Genomic DNA, 18,129 nt, shown 5'->3' with positions numbered 1-18,129 from the left:
TTTTTTAAAAATATTGAAGTTAAATACTTTATGAACAAATATTAATCTATTTAATATATTAAAAAAAAAACTATTTTTTTTTATAAACAATGTATTAAATTTTTAACAGAAGTGGAAATAATATTATGCACAGTTCAGTAATTAACAATTTATTAATCTCAAATAAAATAACTCAAGAAGATATATTTAATATATTATCTGATTTATTAAAGAAAAATATAGATTATGCTGATATTTATATTCAATCTATTTTTAACGAATCTTGGATTTTAGAAAATAATATAGTAAAAGAAGGATATAACGATATAGATCAGGGATTAGGAGTTAGAACTATTTTTGGAGAATCTACAGGATTTGCTTACTCTAATTCTATTAGTTTAAAATCTTTATTACAAAGTTCTAAACTATCGTCTAAAATAGCAACAAATTTTAAAAAATCTGTATTACATCCTTTTTGTAGTGTTAAAAAAAAACAAATTTTCAGTACAATAAACCCTTTAAATTCTTTAACAACAAAAGATAAATTGGATATTCTACTTCGCGTAAATTCTACAGCTCGTGGATATAATTCAAAAGTTATAGAAGTAAATGCATGTTTATCTTCAACCTATGAAGAAATTTTAATTGCTTCAACAGATGGAAATTTAGCAACTGATATAAGACCTTTAGTGCATTTATCTATTGTTGTTTTAGTAGAAAATAATGGAAAAATAGAATCAGGAAGTAGTGGAGGTGGAAGAAGAACTGGATATCAATTTTTCTTATCCTCTAAAATTGGAGAAAATTATATTGATTATTTATCTAAAGAAGCTGTTCGAATAGCATTAATAAATCTTTTTGCAAAAGAAACACCTTCTGGATCTTTTCCTGTAGTTCTAGGTTCAGGTTGGCCAGGTATCTTATTGCATGAAGCTATTGGACATGGATTAGAAAGTGATTTTAATAGAAAAAAAACTTCAATTTTTAGTAATAAAATTGGATCACAAGTAACATCTAAATTATGTACAATTATTGATGACGGAACTCTTTTAAATAAAAGAGGATCTTTAAACATTGATGATGAAGGAGTTTTAAGTCAAAAAACTATTTTAATAAAAGAAGGTATACTTATAAATTATATGTATGATAAATTTAACGCTAGATTAATGAATACAAAATCGACAGGAAATGGACGTCGCCAATCATATAAAAATTTACCAATGCCTAGAATGACTAATACTTATATGCTATCTGGCTTTTCTAGTAGAAAAAATATTATTGAAAGTGTAGATAATGGATTATATGCTGTAAACTTTTCAGACGGACAAGTTGATATTACATCTGGAAATTTTGTTTTTTCTACATCAGAAGCGTATGTTATTAAAAAAGGAAAAATTAGTTATCCTGTAAAAAAAGCTATGCTGATAGGATCAGGAATAGATGTTATGAATAACATTTCTATGATAGGAAATGATTTCAACATGGATGAAGGTATTGGGACTTGCATGAAAGAAGGGCAGAGTCTTCCTGTTGGAGTAGGACAACCTACTTTAAAGATAGATCAAATAACTGTTGGGGGAACCGTAAAATAAAATATAAAAATTTTTATTAGACACATATTTTATGTTCGTATATATTTACTATGTTTGTAAATCGTATTATTAAACAATAATCATGCAGAACAAATAATAGAACTGCATGATTCTATTATAGTAAATATATATGTAAATTTTAAATATTATTTAATTTAAACGTTCTTTTATACGAGCAGATTTTCCTGTTCTATTTCTTAAATAATATAATTTAGCTTTTCTTACTAATCCTTTTCTTTTTATCATAAAACTATGAATATTTGGAGAATGTACTAAAAAAACACGTTCTACTCCTTCTCCATTAGATATTTTTCTAATTGTACAAGTAGAATTTAGTCCACGGTTTTTTTTAGCAATAACAACTCCTTCAAAAGATTGTAGTCTTTTTTTTGTACCTTCTATAATCCATATATTGATTTCTAATGTGTCTCCTGGTCTAAACATAGGAATAATTTTTTTATTAATTTCCTTTTTTTCTAATTCTTTAATAATATTACTCATATTTTGTAACCTTTAAAAACATAAGTTGCAGTAATTTATTTTAAAAACTGTTTTTTATATAGTTTTTTTTTTAATAATAAAAGAATATTTTGTTCTTTAATTGAAAGATTTTTTTTTAATAATAATTCTGGTTTTTTTAATAATGTTTCTCTCAAAGACGCTTCTAATTTCCATTCTTTTATATTCTTATGATGTCCTGATAATAATATTTTAGGAACAGACATATTGAAAATAGTTTTTGGTTTTGTATATTGAGGTTGTTCTAATAGTATATTAGAAAAAGAATCAGAATTAATAGAATTAATATTTCCTACAACTCCTGGAATTAATCGAGAAATAACGTCTATTATAACCATAGCAGCTAATTCTCCTCCACTTAAGATATAGTTTCCAATGGATAATTCTTCATCTATATCTGTTTTTAAAATTCTTTCGTCAATTCCTTGGTATCTACCGCAGACTAGTGTTATGCATGAATGTTTTATTAAACTAAAAGCTTTTTTTTTGTTTAATTCAGGACCTTTAGGACTTAAATAAATTACTCTAGTTTTATTATTAGATTTTTTTTTAGAAGCATTAATTGCGGATTTTAATGGTTGAAACATCATAACCATTCCAGGTCCACCACCATACGGTTTGCTATCAACTCTTTTTCTTTTATTTTTAGAAAAATGTCTAGGATTAAAATAATTTATTTTTAAAAATTTTTTTTTTATAGCTCTTCCTAAAATTCCATATTTACTTATAGATGAAAACATTTCTGGAAAAATACTAATGATATTAATTTGCATATAATTTATAATTATTATTATTAAATATAATTAGTTTTTTATAGACTTAAATTATAGTCTACAATAATATTTTTATTTATTAAATCTATTTTTTTTATAATTTTTATTTCTATAAAAGGAATTAAAGTTATTACTTTACTTTTTTTAAAATATTTATTTTTTACAACTAATAAATCATAAAAAGTATTATCGATCAAATCAATAACTTTTCCAATATATATATTTTGTATTGAAAAAACATGACAATTAATTACATCTTTCCAATATAGTTCATTATTTGATAAATTAGGTAATGTACTTTCATTTATAACAATATTTTCATTAGTAAATATAGAAATACTATTTCTATCATTAATTTTATCAACAGAACAGATATAACGTTGTTTATGTTTTTTCCATTTCACATTAATAATTTTTTTTCCCTTTATAAACCAAGGAAAATAACTAAAAATATTTTCTTTTTTTTCTGTAAAAGAAATTAAATATATCCAACCAAGTATTCCATATGGTTTTCCTACTTTTCCAACTATAATAGTTTCGTTGCTTGTTTTAAAATATTTATTTTTAACGATTATCATTATTTAATTAATTGTTTCTGTTATGTATCTATTGAATTAAATTTCGAAATTAAGTTTCTAGTTCTATCTGATGGTTTAGCACCTTTATTTATCCAATATTGAAAACGATCTATGTTAATGTTAAATTTTTTTTCTTTTACTAATGAAAAAGGATTAAAAAATCCAATACGTTCAATAAATCTTTTTTTTACTGAAAATCGACTATCTGATACTACTATTTTATAAAAAGGAAAATTTTTTCTTCCATGTCTAGCTAATCTAATTACTACCATATTATCAACCTCTATTTAAATTCAATTAAATAACTATTTATTTATATAAAACTGTTTTTTATTTATTAATGTAAATATACATTTATATTTATTTAAAATAATTTATTAGGAAAAAAATTGCTAATATTTTTGATCATATTAGATATCCCATTTTTTTTTACTGATTTAACTAACCTCTTAATGTTTTCAAACTGTTTTAGCATGCTATTTATATCTTGTACTTTAAATCCAGATCCTAAAGCAATTCTTCTTTTTCTAGATCCTTTAATAATATTCGGGAACATTCTTTCTTTTTTTGTCATAGAATTTATTATAGATATAAATTTTTTCAATAATTTATCATTTATGCGCGATTTAACATCGTTTGGAATTATTTTATTATTTGGCAATCTTTCTAATATATTTTCAATACTTCCTATTTTGTTCATTTGTTTTAATTGAATTAAAAAATCATATAAATTAAATTCTGTTTTGTTATAAAAAGTATTTTTTATTTTTTTTATACTAGAACGATCAATTTTATTTTCAATTTCCTGTATTACTGATAAAACATTTTCCATTCCTAGTATTCTTTCAGCAATTTTTTTAGGTTCAAAATATTTAATATCATATATTTTTTCTCCATTTCCTACAAGTTTGATTATTTTTCCTGTACTATATTTTATAGATAAAGCTATACCTCCACGAGCGTCACCATCTATCTTTGTTAAAATAATACCAGATATAGGTATATATGTATTAAAATGTTCAATCATATTAATTGCATCCTGTCCTACCATTGCATCTATTACTAATAAAATTTCTATAGGATTAACTTTATTACTTATAGATTGAATTAAATTCATCATGTGTATATTTGAATACATTATACCTACTGTATCTATTATTAAAACATCATAAAAATTAGTTTTTGCATATTTTAATGCTTCTTTAGCAATTAAAACACTATCTGTTTTTTTATGACAAGGAAAAAAATCTACTAAAGCTTGTTTAGATAACATTTCAAGTTGTTCAATAGCTGCTGGACGATAAATATCAGTTGATACTACTAATACTTTTTTTTTCTTTTCTTTCTTTATAAATAACGCTAATTTTCCAACAGTAGTGGTTTTACCCATTCCTTGCGCACCTACTAATAAAAAAACAGCTGGAGGTTCTGTAGACATATTTAAAATATGGTCATTTTTTTTAATTGAACCCATAGTATATATTAGCTGTTTTTTAACTATTTTAATAAATTCTTGACCTGGAGTAAAACTATTATTAAATGTTTTTCCAATAGAATCATTTTTTACATCTAAAATAAATTTTTTAACTACTTTTAATGCTACATCTGCTTCTAATAAAGCCGTTCTAATATTACGTAGAGTACTTTGTATATTAGATTCTGTAATTTTACCTTTATTTGATATATTAAATATAGATTTTGAAATTCTTTTAGTTAGGTTATAAAACATATTTTTTTCTCGTACGTATAAAATTAATATTTATTTAATTTATTAAAAATAAAAATTATATTTTGTTATTTACTAATATAAACAATTATTAAATAAAAAAAAATAAAAACTTTTTGACTTTAATTGTAATAATAAGTTGAATAATGTTAATGTTATTTAATATATAATTATTGAATTTTTTAAATACAATTTAACATTTTTTTGAATTAAATATTTAATTTAATTATTAATTCGATAATAATAATTATAAATTTTGTAAAAAAACGATTGTTAACAATCTTACATTTTATTTTTTTTTATTATCTTTAAATAAAATAAAAAATTTATAAAAAAGTCAATTTCTTAAATATTTTTAATAACATTCATACTACTTTTATAATATATATTTAATGTTAGTATCTTACTAAATTTAAAACTTTTAAATATATATACATATATGTTTATATATAAAATTATTTATCTATTTTTATATTATTTTATATGGATAACATCCTAATATTTTTAAATACTTAGTTATTTTTACAAGTTTATAAAGAACTGCTAATTTTTTTTCATTTGAAAAATTATTTGCAATATCCATATGAAATATTGATTTAACATTGTTTAATGAATGATTAAGCAATTTTATTTTTTTTATATAAATATTTACTTTTTTTAGTGAAGAAATAATGTTATTAACAATATTATTTTTTTCATTAATACTAAAAAGTATGGTAGTTTTGCAATTTTCTTTATTGATAGGTAATATATTTTTTTTAGATAAAATAAAGAATCTGGTCATATTTAACATATTATTAGATAAATTTTTCTTTAGTTTATATAAATTATAAAGATCAACCCCAATTTCATTTCCTATAACAGCACAATTTTTATTATTTTTCATAGAAACTATTTTCATTGCTTCAGAAGTACTATTTGCAAATTTAATTTTCCATTGTGGAAACTGAGAAAGAAATACACTGCATTGTTTAAAAACTTCTTCATGACTATAAATAGTATTTATGTCTTGAATAAACATCTTTTTAATTGTTAATAGACAGTGGTTAATAGGAATTTCTATTTCTCCTATAATATTCAAGTTAGTAGTTAAGAGTAATTTATAATTTTGTAAAATAGGACCGGAACAAGTGTTTCTAATAGGTAAAATACAATAATCAGATTTATTGTCTTCTACACTCAAAACTAATTTTTCAAAAGAAGAACATGGAAAATATTCAATATTTTTTATTTTTTCTTTAAAAAATAGAGAAGAAGCAATATAAGAATAAGAACCTTTAGGACCGAGAAAAGAAATTTTTTTTGAAATACTTTCTTTATTTGAATAATTTTTATCGAATAAATATCTTTGAACACGAATTGATTCTTTAATAATAACTTGAAATAAATATATTATAAAATTTTTATTAAGATTATTTTTTTTTCCTATTTTTACTAAAGTTTTTAACATTTTTATTTCTCTTTCTTTATCTTTTATTTTTCTTTTATAATTTATTTTAACTTTAATGATTTTTTTTGTTAATAATTGTCTTTTTGACAGTAAAAGTATTATTTTTTTATCAATATTATTAATGTTTTTTCTTAGTTCTAATAAAGGATCTAAAAAAGTCATAATTTTTTCCTATACAAACGTTTTTTGAAACTAATTTATAGTTATTTTTTTAAAATTTATACTTATAATAAGTGTATATACATTTTATATAGAAAAAGATTTATGTATATATATTATTTTAATTAATTATTTTTAAAATTTAAAAAAATATTTATATCTTAATTGTTCATACAATAATAAATATACAAGAAAACCAAAACTAAAAACAGTTTGCATTTTTACAATTTTATTATCAATAACAAAATTATTATTTTATTTTCTATGTTTAAAATAATTTAATTAAACTTTAAATATTAAAGTGCTTTACTTTAAATTTTAAAATTAATAAAACTCAAATATAAAATAAAACTATATTTAATTTTTTAAAATTATTAAATTTAAATTATAAATTTATATGTTAGGATTGAATATCAATGATATTTAGATTTATACAAAATATTTAAAAAAAACTATATAAGAAAATTTTATAATAAAAATACCCTTATATTTATAAAAAAATTTGTTTGACTAAATAAATTTTTAAATTTTTACTAAAATCGTATTAGGTTAAACTTACATGAAAACATTTATTGCCAAACCAAATAATTTTCTACAATCTTGGTATTACATAGATGCAAATAATAAAATCTTAGGAAGATTAGCTACACAAATTTCTATCTTACTAAGGGGAAAACATAAAGAACAATATACTCCAAATATAGACACAGGAGATTATTTAATTATTTTAAATGCAGAAAAAATAAGAGTAACTGGAAAAAAAAATAACAATAAAATTTACTATCATCATACTGGATATATAGGTGGAATAAAAAAAATTACATTTAAAGAACTTATTAAAAAAGATGCAAAAAAAATACTACATAATGCTGTTAAAGGAATGATGCCTAAAGGACAATTAGGAAAATCTATGTTAAAAAAGCTAAAAATATATATAGGAAATAAACATTTACATGTTGCTCAAAACCCACAATATTTAAAAATTTAATTAGGACATATCTATGAAAATGCCATATAAATATGGAACTGGAAGAAGAAAAAGTTCTTCTGCACGTGTTTTTTTAAAAAAAGGAACAGGAAAAATTATAGTTAATAAGAAATCTTTAGAAAAGTATTTTTCTAGAAAAACTTCTTCAATGATAATTTTACAACCTTTAGAACTCATTAATATGAAAGAGAAATTTGATCTATATATAACAGTGAAAGGAGGTGGAATATCTAGTCAAGCTGGAGCTATTAAACAAGGAATAACAAGAGCTTTAATAGATTATGATAATTTTTTTAGACCTACACTTCGAAAATCAGGATTCGTAACTAGAGATTCTAGGGAAGTAGAAAGAAAAAAAGTAGGATTACGTAAAGCAAGACGACGCCCTCAATTTTCTAAACGTTAGATAAAAGATCGTCATTTAATTATGTTTTTTACATATATTTAACCCGGTTTAATTAAATGAGCGATCCGGGTTATTTTACTTATAGTAACTTTACTATCAAAAATACATATCTATGTACATGATAAAAATTAATATTTCTTATTATTATCTCTAGAAAAGTATATATGTACCTTTATTATGAAATATAAATAAAAATTTTTATTTGTAAAAGAAAGTAGATATGTCATTACATAATTTTTCTAATCCAAAAGAGTTAGCTGATGAAATAAGATAATAATTTTTTATTTGAGGAAAGCACTGCAAAATAGTTTTTACTAATTTATTTAATTTTTTTTGACTTACTAAATCAATCTTAGTAAAAACAGTCCAAATATGTTTTTTTAATAAAATTTTTTTCTTATAGTTATTTAATTCGTTTATAATTATTTGAATATTATTGCAAACATTTGAACTATCATATGGATTAATATCTATTAAATGTAATAAAAGAGTACATCGTTCCAAATGTTTTAAAAAGTTTATTCCTAAACCAACTCCGTTAGAAGAACCAGAAATTAAACCAGGTATATCGGCAATAATAATTTTTTTATCTTTTATTCTATTAATTACTCCTAATGTAGGATATATGGTAGTAAATGGATGAGAAGAAATTTTAGGTTTAGCTTTTGTTATAGTATTTACTAACGTTGATTTTCCTGCATTAGGTAAACCTAATGTACCTACATTAGCTATTAATAATAATTCTAAAATTAAATCCTTGTTTTCTCCTATAGAACCTAAAGTCCTTTTATAAGGAACTCTTCTAGTAGGAGATTTAAATCGAGTATTTCCTAATCCATGCCATCCTCCTTTAGCTAATAATAATTTTTGTCCCATGATAGTCACATCAAACAATATATTTTTTGAATCAAAATCTATAACTCTAGTTCCTAATGGAACGAAAATAGTTATATCTTTTCCTTTTCTTCCAGATGAATTATTTGATTTTCCAGATTCACCATTACCTGCTAAAAATATTTTTTTAAATCTATAATCTACTAAAGTATTAATGTTTTCATCACCTTGAATCCAAACATTTCCTCCATCTCCTCCATTCCCTCCATCTGGACCTCCTTTAGGAGTATATTTTTCCCGTCTAAAATGAATACATCCATTTCCTCCATTTCCAGCAATAACTTTAATGAATACTTTATCTACAAATTTCATTTTAGAAAAGTCCTAATTGTAGGTATACTAAATCTAAAATAAATACATTGTAAAAATTGAAAATATATATTATATATTTAATATACTAAAAATATGTTTTGTTTACGTTTTATTTTCTATAATATAAACATAATTTCTATTTTTTATACCTTTTTTTTTAAATTTTACTAATCCGTTAACTAAAGCATATAAAGTATGGTCTTTTCCACATCCTATATTTTTACCAGGATGAAATTTTGTTCCACGTTGACGAACAATAATACTTCCAGATGTAACAGTTTCTCCTCCAAAACGTTTAATTCCTAATCTTTTAGATTTTGAATCCCGTCCGTTTCTACTAGAACCACCTGCTTTTTTCTGTGCCATAATTAAACTATTCCTTAATGTTTATATTCTATTTTATTAATTTTTATAGTTGTAAACCACTGTCTATGACCTTGTTGTTTTTTATAATGCTTTCTTCTATTAAACTTTATAATATGTATTTTTTTTAAACGACCATGTTCTAATATATTTCCATGAATAAAAACATTTTTTAAAAACGGATTTCCAAAATTAATATTTTTTTTTCCAACATGCATGATAACATTTTTAAATATTATTTTTTCTCCTATTTGAGCATTTAATTTTTCTAATAGAACAATTTTTCCTACACATACTTTATATTGTTTACCGCCATTTGAAATAATTGCATACATTATAATTCTCCATTCTGTTTATGTATTATCAAATAAATTAATGTATATTAAATATATAATCATGAAATTTAATTTTATTAAATATATTTAAAATTTAAACTTAAATATAATTAAATGTGTTTTATTTAAAACATGATATAAAATATAAAACCTGTTATTTATATAAAAACCAGCATATGTCAATCATTGCTAATGATCACTTCATTTAAAAATAATACTCGTATATTTTATATTGATAGTTATACATACAAATTAATAATATTAATTTAGTTTCAAAATATTTAAAAATAAAAAAATGTTTTTTTTTTAATGTATTCATATAAAAACACCTATTTTTTATTAGTAATAATTATAAATTTAAAAAATGTATTAACTTTACAAGTATTTTCAATTTTTAAAGGATTATTATTATTAATTAATATTAAAATTTTTTTATATATAACTATCAAAAATTTATTAAAAATATTTTTTATAATACATTTTTTATAAAAATAAACAGAAATTATTTATACCAACAAAATATTTTATTTGTACGCAATTTTGTTATTTAATTCATGTTTTAAGTAAAAGATATAGTTTATTTAAACTATATTTTTGGTCTAAAACTATTTATTTAACAAAATTTTTATTTGTTTATTTTTTAAAATAAATCCTATTAATTACATTTTAATTATTAAAAAATAGTAATTTTTATATTTGAATAATTTGTTAATAAAAAAAATAAATGGTATAACCATAATTTGTTAAATATTTTTATATTTCACTATATAAAAAATATATATAAACATATTCATTATTTATCAAAAATAAAAAATATTTTTATTTTTTTGAAATTTATATACAATAAATAATATACAACAATCATTTATTAAATTATATACATGTATTAAAAATGTAAAAAATGTTGTAATTTATTGTTATTTTAACAATTTATTTTTTTTCCATTCTTTTAAAGAATATGCTTCTATATTTATAGAATGTATTTTTTCATCAGAAAAGTACTTCATTAATGGTTCGTATACTAATTTTTGCCGATTAACTTGATTCATTCCTATGAATACATCACCAATTACTATTACATTAATATGATTATTTTCACCACTAACAAATACTTGTTCTAAACATATATTTGTTTTTAATAGAATTTCTATTTTCTTATATTTCATAGTCAAATTTCACATAATAACATTTTATTACTTTTTTTAATAAAAAAGTAAAATGATTAAACGTTAATCTAAATATAGATAATTTATTATTCTTTCATTTAAAATATTTTTTAAATTTTTATATAAATGCTTAATACATATTAAGTATATCTTAATATTCATGTAAAAAATAATAATTGATCTATTGTTTTTAATTGATATTAATTATTTTTTAACTTAATTATAAATTAAAAACATTGTTTTTACTAAATAAAATTTTTTATTCGATAAAAAAATCTCATTAAAAATGAATAGTTATTCTTTTCAAGATAAGAATAAACATAGTATATTTATACTAAATAATCTACAATTTTATAAAAATTAATATCATTAAAATGATTTTTAAAAAACAATTCGAATTAATTAATTAACAATTGACAGATAAAAAAGAAGGTATGCTTATGGTACACTATATTCCTATGACAGTATCTGGTGAAAAAAAACTTCGAGAAGAATTAAAATATTTAAAATATGTCCAACGTCCAAAAATAATATCTGCTATTTCAGAAGCTAGAAAACATGGTGATTTAAAAGAAAACGCTGAATATCATTCAGCTAGAGAAGAACAAGGATTTTGTGAAGGAAGAATTCAAAATATTGAAAAAATGCTTGCTAATGCTCAAATTATTGATATAACAAAAATAAATAATGACAAAAAAGTAATTTTTGGAGTAACAGTAACTCTTTTAAATACTGAAAACAATAAAAATATTACCTATAAAATAGTAGGAGATGACGAAGCAAATATTAAGTATAATTTAATTTCTATTAATTCTCCATTAGCAAGAGGACTAATAAGTAAAAAATTGCATCAAATCGTTCATATTATGACACCAAACGGAAAAAAAAGTTTTAAAATACTAAAAATTCAACATATATAAAAAAAATTAAACTAAAGTCGATCTTAAATAATATTTATTATAATAAAAAATTACATTTATGATTAATAATGAATGTTATGTATAAAAAATTAATTTAACATATTTAAAATATTAAAACAAAAATTATATATAAGTATATTACGTAAATTACTATTGTGTAGTACTATTACTACATAATAATTATAATAATAATATGTATATTTTATAATAAAAGAGGTTTAATCTAATTTTGATTAAAAAATTTTCTTTTAAAACTAATTCTTGGATAAAAAATCATATTAATGATTATTACGTTAAAGAATCTTACAAAAAAAACATTCGTTCTAGAGCATGGTTTAAGTTAAAAGAAATAGATACAAAAGAAAGTTTGTTTAAACTTAAAAATAAAGTAATAGATTTAGGATCAGCTCCAGGAAGCTGGGCACAATATGCAACATCTAAAATAGGTAATCAAGGTCTTGTCTATGCTTATGATATAAAACCAATGAAACCAATTAAAAATGTTATTTTTAATCAAGGCGATATTGTTAACAATAGTAGTTTACTAAACTCATTATTAGACTTTTTTAAAACAATTTCTATTAATGTAGTTATGTCAGATATGGCTCCAAATGTAACAGGTATTCATCTTGTTGATAATGTTCGTTCTATTAATTTATGTAACATTGCATTACTTATTGCAAAAAAAGTTTTAAAAAAAAATGGTTTTTTTTTAGTAAAAACGTTTCAGGGAACAGAATTAAATCAATACATAGATAAAATGCGCAAGATTTTTGTTTTAGTTAAAATTTATAAACCACAATCATCACGTTCTATTTCTCGCGAAATATATATTTTAGCGTCTAGACTAAAAAAAATATTTTAATCTAGATATTATTTAAAAACCGTTATGTTATTTATAAGGAGATTTATCTTTTGAGTGACATGATTAAAAATTTAGTCTTATGGCTAGTTGTTGTATTAATATCAATGTTTATATTTCAAAGTTTTAATTTTATTGAAAAAGATATACCTAATGTAGACTACTCTACTTTTTTATCAGATATTAATCTTAATCAAATTCGAGAAACGCATATTAATGAACACGATATATTAGTTATAAAAAAAAATAATACTACTTACCGTACATTCATGCCTATGAACGATCCACAATTAATTAAAAATCTAGTAATTAAAAAAGTAAAAATTTTTGGAAACATTATAGATAAACCTAATATACTTGTGTCTGTTTTTATCTCTTGGTTTCCCATGATATTACTAATTGCAGCATGGTTTTTTTTTATTCGCAACATTCAAATTGGTGGTGGAAAAGGACCTATGTCTTTTGGAAGAAGTAAAGCAAAAAAGCTTTCTTCAAATGAAATTAAAACTACTTTTTCAGATGTTGAAGGTTGTGATGAAGCAAAAGAAGAAGTAGCAGAATTAGTGGAATATTTAAAAGAACCATTAAAATTTAAAAAATTAGGAGGAAAAATTCCAAAAGGAGTGTTAATGATTGGTCCTCCTGGAACTGGAAAAACTTTATTGGCTAAAGCTATTGCAGGAGAAGCAAAAGTTCCATTTTTCTCAATTTCTGGTTCAGATTTTGTAGAAATGTTTGTTGGAATTGGTGCATCTAGAGTAAGAGATATGTTTGAGACGTCTAGAAAATCAGCACCGTGTATAATTTTTATAGATGAAATTGACGCTGTTGGACGTCAACGTGGTTTTAATATTGGAAGTGGAAATGAAGAACGAGAACAAACTTTAAATCAAATGTTAGTAGAAATGGATGGATTTGATAACAATTCTGGAATTATAATTGTAGCTGCTACTAATCGTCCAGATATTTTAGATCCCGCTCTTTTACGACCAGGAAGATTTGATAGACAAGTAATAGTAGATCTTCCGGATATTAAAGGAAGAACTAAAATTTTACAAGTGCATATGAAAAATATCCCGTTAGATAAAAACGTAGATCCTAAAATAATAGCTAGAGGAACTCCTGGGTTTTCAGGAGCAGATCTTGCTAATTTAATAAATGAATCAGCATTATTTGCAGCAAGAAAAAATCGAAAAACAGTTTCTATGTTAGAATTAGAAAAAGCAAAAGATAAAATTGTATTGGGTGCAGAACGACGATCTTTAGTTATGACTGATAAACAAAAAGAATGTACAGCTTACCATGAATCAGGTCATGTAATCGTTGGACGTCTTGTTCCTAATCACGATCCAGCACATAAAGTAACTATTATTCCTAGAGGAAAAGCTTTAGGTGTTACTTTTTTCTTACCAGAAGAAGATGAATTTAGTATTAATAAAGAAAAATTAGAAAGTAAAATTTCAACTCTATATGGAGGAAGATTAGCAGAAGAAATAATTTATGGAAAAAATCAAGTGTCTACTGGAGCATATAACGATATTAAAATGGCAACAAATATAGCTAAAAATATGATTACTTTATGGGGTTTTTCAACTAGATTAGGTCCTATTTTATATTCTGAAGAAGAAAACAATAGTTTTTTAGAAAAAAGATCAATGAAAACTAATCAAATTTCTAATGAAATAGCAAAGATAATTGATGAAGAAGTAAAATTATTAATAGATAATAATTATTATAGAGCTAAAAAAATTTTAAAAGAAAACTTAGATATCTTGCATGCTATGAAAGATGCTTTAATAAAATATGAAACTATTAATTCCGACCAAATTGAAAATCTAATGTCAAGAAAACCTATATAAATAAATGAATTTGTTTTTTTTTTAAAAATCAGTATATACCATGAATTATTGATTGTATATAACAAATTATATATTATTAAAATTAATATTTAAAAAATGTAAACTAAAATATATATATATAGAATAAAAAATCTTTTAAGATTTTTTATCTATATAAATATTAGTAGTCTAAATCGTTATTTACAGTTATATAACCAAAAAATATATTTATACTCATTAAAATAAATATTTTGTATATATAAACTTTTCATTTTTAATACCAATAAAATTATTTTTTTATTTTTAATTTTTTATTACAACTATATTAATAAGAACTGAATTTATATAATGACATTATTAAGTTGAATTAAAATAAACAGTATTAATTGTAGATTATACTATAAATATATATTTAAATTACTAAAAATAAGTATTTTTATAAAAAAAATCTAGAATAAACAAAATATTAAATTTTTATAAAATATATAATATATTTATTTCTTTTAATATTTATTTAATTTTATTAAATTATACTCGATATTAAGTTTTATTTCTTAAAAACATAAATTTACTACAGTGGTATTATTAATTCTAAATAATATTGATTTATTTAGTACATAAGTACTAAAATGCGACTAAAGTTTAATTCGTTATCTATTATCGCTATCTATACAAACAGTTCTTTACTATATATATAATAATTTTTTAAAAAATTTTACAAACTATTTATATAAAAATAGTCGTTTAATCTATTAAAGACTATTGTTTAAATATTGAATAATATGTAGCATTATTAAATTTTAAATTTAAAAATTCATTATTGTTTAAATTTTATATTTATATTTGTTTGTCTTTTTAATTATTTTTAAAAAAAATATATTGTTTTAAATAATTGTATTTATTAGATAAATACTCAATAATTTAATTTTATATACTCACAGTATTAATTATATTGTATAATAAAATTTAAGATGTAAAAAATAAAATACGCTATTTTCTAGGATATTTTATGTATCAATTTATGTTTTTTTTATTTATGTTAACATCATTTTTTTTAATTATTTTTATCATGTTACAAGAAGGAACAAGTATAGATAAATCTTATGATTTAAATTCTTCTTCTATATTTAATATTTTTAATAATAATTGTAATACAAATCAATTTATAGTAAAAATTACAGTTTTCTTATCAATAATATTTTTTATATTAAATATAGTGTTATCTAATTTAAGTATTAAACATAAAAATAATATAATGTACCTTAATAAAGATACAAATCATATTGTTCATATATGAAACGTATATATATTTTCATATCTGTACATAAATATATATATAGTTAAAAACTAAAAACTATTTATTTTATTAAATTGCCGAGGTGGTGAAATCTGGTATACACGCTACTTTGAGGGAGTAGTACCTTAATATAGGTGTACGGGTTCAATTCCCGTTCTCGGCACAATTTTTTTTTTCTATCTTACAGATAAGATTAAATCTATAATTTTGTATAAATTTTTTTCGTTTTTAGTGAACTAAAATAATAAAATGTTTTTTAAACCAACTATTGATATAGTGCATTAAAAAACAATTCTAGAATTTATAAAAAAGCCCCGAAAAACGGGGTTTTTTATTATTATATTATTATTTTAACAAAAATTATTTTAGTTTATACATAATTTTATGTATTAAAAAACACTTCTTATTATTCGTAATAAATAATTTTTTAAAAACTTTTTTTTTTACATTTTTTATATTTAATAAAATAATTACGTCTAAAAATTTTTTGTTAATGAAAATTAAAAATTAATTTTATTATAGTAAATCATTAAAAATTTGAACAATTAAAATATTTTAAAAAATATGAAGTTATCTTTAATAATAAATAATTTAATTTGAGATCATTTAAAATGAACAAAGAAATATTAGCTGTTGTAGAAGCTGTTTCTAATGAAAAATCACTTCCTCGTGAAATAATATTTGAAACGCTAGAGCTAGCGTTAGCTACTGCTACTAAGAAAAAATATGAACAAGAGATAGAAGTTCGAGTGAGTATAAATAGAAAAAATGGAAGTTTTCTTACTTTTAGAAGATGGTTAATCGTTAATCATGTTTGTTATCCAACAAAAGAAATTACAATAGAAGCTGCCAGATTAGATGATCCTACTCTTCAGTTAGGTTCTTATGTAGAAGACATTATTTCTTCTGTTACTTTTGATAGGATAACAACTCAAACAGCTAAACAAGTGATTGTTCAAAAAGTGCGTGAAGCTGAAAGAATGATGATAGTTGAAGGATTTAGAGAAAAAATAGGTAATATTGTTACTGGAATTGTAAAAAAAATAAATAGAGAAAGTATTTCTTTAGACTTAGGAAACGGTGCTGAAGCATTAATTGTACGAGAAGAAATGCTTCCTAGAGAAAACTTTCGACCTGGTGATAGAATAAGAGGAATACTTTATAATATAAATTTAGAATCAAAGGGAGCACAATTATTTGTAAGTAGATCACAAATTACTATGTTAACTGAACTTTTTCGAATAGAAGTGCCAGAAATAGGAGAGGGTATTATTGAAATAAAAGCAGCTACTCGAGATCCTGGATCTAGAGCTAAAATTGCTGTAAAAACTCATGATACACGAATAGATCCAGTTGGTGCATGTGTTGGTATGAGAGGAGCTAGAGTACAAGCTGTTTCTGAAGAATTGTGTGGTGAAAGAATAGATATTGTTTTATGGGACAAGGATCCAGTTCAATTTGTTATAAACGCTATGTCTCCAGCAGAAGTGTCTTCTATTGTAGCAGATGAAAACTCTAATATAATGGACGTAGCTGTAATTAATGAAAATCTTGCTCAAGCTATAGGAAGAAATGGGCAAAACGTTCGATTAGCTTCTCAATTAAGTGGTTGGGAATTAAATATAATGACAGTAGATGAATTAAATATAAAAAAAATAGAAGAAAAGAAAAACATAATTAATTTATTTAAAAAAAAAATAAATGTGCAGAAGGATATTTCTGAACTATTAATACAACATGGATTTTCTTCTATTGAAGAATTAGCTTATGTATCATTACATGAATGGTCTAATATTAAAGGAATAGAATCAAATATTGCTAAAAAAATTCAGTTAAATGCAATTAAATATTTAACAAAAATGCGAAAAAAAAATAAAAATAAATATTGATTTAATAATTTTAATAAAATTAAATTCTAATTTTAAATTAGAAAATAAATAATTTATATTAAAAATATATAAACAATAAATTT

17 protein-coding genes, 1 tRNA gene and 1 pseudogene are annotated in these 18,129 nt (G+C 21.5%); 9 read left to right on the top strand and 10 right to left on the bottom strand.

Annotated elements, in window-relative coordinates; genetic code table 11:
- Nucleotides 1-125 precede the first annotated feature (125 nt).
- On the top strand, nucleotides 126-1,571 hold the full coding sequence (tldD, locus tag D9V65_RS01575) for a metalloprotease TldD (protein ID WP_158341873.1): 1,446 nt from the start codon (nucleotides 126-128) through the stop codon (nucleotides 1,569-1,571).
- 150 nt (nucleotides 1,572-1,721) lie between these two features.
- Here the strand turns inward: tldD and rplS are convergent, their stop codons facing one another.
- The 6 genes from rplS to D9V65_RS01545 all read right to left on the bottom strand — a co-directional run bounded on the left by rplS (nucleotide 1,722) and on the right by D9V65_RS01545 (nucleotide 6,779).
- Entirely contained in the window at nucleotides 1,722-2,072 is a 351-nt protein-coding gene (gene rplS, locus D9V65_RS01570; RefSeq protein WP_158341871.1) for a 50S ribosomal protein L19, read from the bottom strand.
- Nucleotides 2,073-2,107: 35 nt separating this feature from the next.
- Entirely contained in the window at nucleotides 2,108-2,863 is a 756-nt protein-coding gene (gene trmD, locus D9V65_RS01565) for a tRNA (guanosine(37)-N1)-methyltransferase TrmD (RefSeq protein ID WP_158341869.1), read from the bottom strand.
- Nucleotides 2,864-2,901: 38 nt separating this feature from the next.
- Nucleotides 2,902-3,441, bottom strand: a complete 540-nt coding sequence (rimM, locus tag D9V65_RS01560; protein ID WP_158341867.1) for a ribosome maturation factor RimM — start codon at nucleotides 3,439-3,441, stop codon at nucleotides 2,902-2,904.
- Nucleotides 3,442-3,461: 20 nt separating this feature from the next.
- Nucleotides 3,462-3,713 carry a 30S ribosomal protein S16 gene (gene rpsP / locus D9V65_RS01555; protein WP_158341865.1) on the bottom strand — a complete coding sequence of 84 codons (252 nt, stop codon included), beginning with the start codon at nucleotides 3,711-3,713 and terminating at the stop codon, nucleotides 3,462-3,464.
- A gap of 92 nt (nucleotides 3,714-3,805) precedes the next feature.
- Nucleotides 3,806-5,170 (bottom strand): signal recognition particle protein, encoded by a 1,365-nt coding sequence (locus D9V65_RS01550; RefSeq protein WP_158341863.1) that lies wholly within the window; start codon nucleotides 5,168-5,170, stop codon nucleotides 3,806-3,808.
- A gap of 466 nt (nucleotides 5,171-5,636) precedes the next feature.
- Entirely contained in the window at nucleotides 5,637-6,779 is a 1,143-nt protein-coding gene (locus D9V65_RS01545; protein WP_158341861.1) for a prephenate dehydratase domain-containing protein, read from the bottom strand.
- A gap of 556 nt (nucleotides 6,780-7,335) precedes the next feature.
- Between D9V65_RS01545 and rplM the strand changes: the two genes are divergently transcribed.
- Nucleotides 7,336-7,764: a 50S ribosomal protein L13 gene (rplM, locus tag D9V65_RS01540; RefSeq protein ID WP_158341859.1), complete on the top strand. Its 429-nt coding sequence runs from the start codon at nucleotides 7,336-7,338 to the stop codon at nucleotides 7,762-7,764.
- A 13-nt stretch (nucleotides 7,765-7,777) separates the two neighbouring features.
- On the top strand, nucleotides 7,778-8,170 hold the full coding sequence (gene rpsI, locus D9V65_RS01535) for a 30S ribosomal protein S9 (RefSeq protein ID WP_158341857.1): 393 nt from the start codon (nucleotides 7,778-7,780) through the stop codon (nucleotides 8,168-8,170).
- Between the two features lie 198 nt (nucleotides 8,171-8,368).
- On the opposite strand, the gene cgtA is transcribed toward rpsI, so the two are convergent.
- The 4 genes from cgtA to D9V65_RS01515 all read right to left on the bottom strand — a co-directional run bounded on the left by cgtA (nucleotide 8,369) and on the right by D9V65_RS01515 (nucleotide 11,240).
- The gene (cgtA, locus tag D9V65_RS01530) at nucleotides 8,369-9,376 is read right to left on the bottom strand and encodes an Obg family GTPase CgtA (protein WP_158341855.1); all 1,008 of its coding nucleotides are present in this window, start codon (nucleotides 9,374-9,376) and stop codon (nucleotides 8,369-8,371) included.
- A 102-nt stretch (nucleotides 9,377-9,478) separates the two neighbouring features.
- Entirely contained in the window at nucleotides 9,479-9,742 is a 264-nt protein-coding gene (rpmA, locus tag D9V65_RS01525; RefSeq protein ID WP_158341853.1) for a 50S ribosomal protein L27, read from the bottom strand.
- Nucleotides 9,743-9,756: 14 nt separating this feature from the next.
- Nucleotides 9,757-10,074: a 50S ribosomal protein L21 gene (rplU, locus tag D9V65_RS01520; protein ID WP_158341851.1), complete on the bottom strand. Its 318-nt coding sequence runs from the start codon at nucleotides 10,072-10,074 to the stop codon at nucleotides 9,757-9,759.
- Between the two features lie 917 nt (nucleotides 10,075-10,991).
- Complete coding sequence (locus D9V65_RS01515) at nucleotides 10,992-11,240, bottom strand: BolA family protein (RefSeq protein WP_158341849.1); 249 nt, start codon at nucleotides 11,238-11,240, stop codon at nucleotides 10,992-10,994.
- A 440-nt stretch (nucleotides 11,241-11,680) separates the two neighbouring features.
- Here D9V65_RS01515 and greA point away from each other — a divergent pair, with 440 nt between their 5' ends.
- The 6 genes and pseudogenes from greA to nusA form a co-directional block, all read left to right on the top strand.
- Nucleotides 11,681-12,160: a transcription elongation factor GreA gene (greA, locus tag D9V65_RS01510; protein WP_158341847.1), complete on the top strand. Its 480-nt coding sequence runs from the start codon at nucleotides 11,681-11,683 to the stop codon at nucleotides 12,158-12,160.
- Between the two features lie 229 nt (nucleotides 12,161-12,389).
- Nucleotides 12,390-13,025, top strand: coding sequence for an RlmE family RNA methyltransferase (locus tag D9V65_RS01505; RefSeq protein WP_261978533.1), 636 nt, complete (start codon nucleotides 12,390-12,392; stop codon nucleotides 13,023-13,025).
- A 59-nt stretch (nucleotides 13,026-13,084) separates the two neighbouring features.
- Nucleotides 13,085-14,881 carry an ATP-dependent zinc metalloprotease FtsH gene (gene ftsH, locus D9V65_RS01500; protein ID WP_158341843.1) on the top strand — a complete coding sequence of 599 codons (1,797 nt, stop codon included), beginning with the start codon at nucleotides 13,085-13,087 and terminating at the stop codon, nucleotides 14,879-14,881.
- 988 nt (nucleotides 14,882-15,869) lie between these two features.
- On the top strand, nucleotides 15,870-16,157 hold the full coding sequence (secG, locus tag D9V65_RS01495; protein WP_158341841.1) for a preprotein translocase subunit SecG: 288 nt from the start codon (nucleotides 15,870-15,872) through the stop codon (nucleotides 16,155-16,157).
- A 76-nt stretch (nucleotides 16,158-16,233) separates the two neighbouring features.
- A tRNA-Leu gene (locus D9V65_RS01490) sits at nucleotides 16,234-16,320 on the top strand.
- 448 nt (nucleotides 16,321-16,768) lie between these two features.
- Nucleotides 16,769-17,804, top strand: a pseudogene (gene nusA, locus D9V65_RS01485) (transcription termination factor NusA); the annotation flags it as partial.
- Nucleotides 17,805-18,129: the final 325 nt, after the last annotated feature.

Source organism: Buchnera aphidicola (Anoecia oenotherae) (assembly GCF_005080765.1).
In the GTDB taxonomy this organism is placed as follows: Bacteria; Pseudomonadota; Gammaproteobacteria; order Enterobacterales; family Enterobacteriaceae; genus Buchnera_E; species Buchnera_E aphidicola_AB.
The sequence above is the reverse complement of the archived record's forward strand: the minus strand, read 5'-3'. Positions and strand labels throughout refer to the sequence as shown.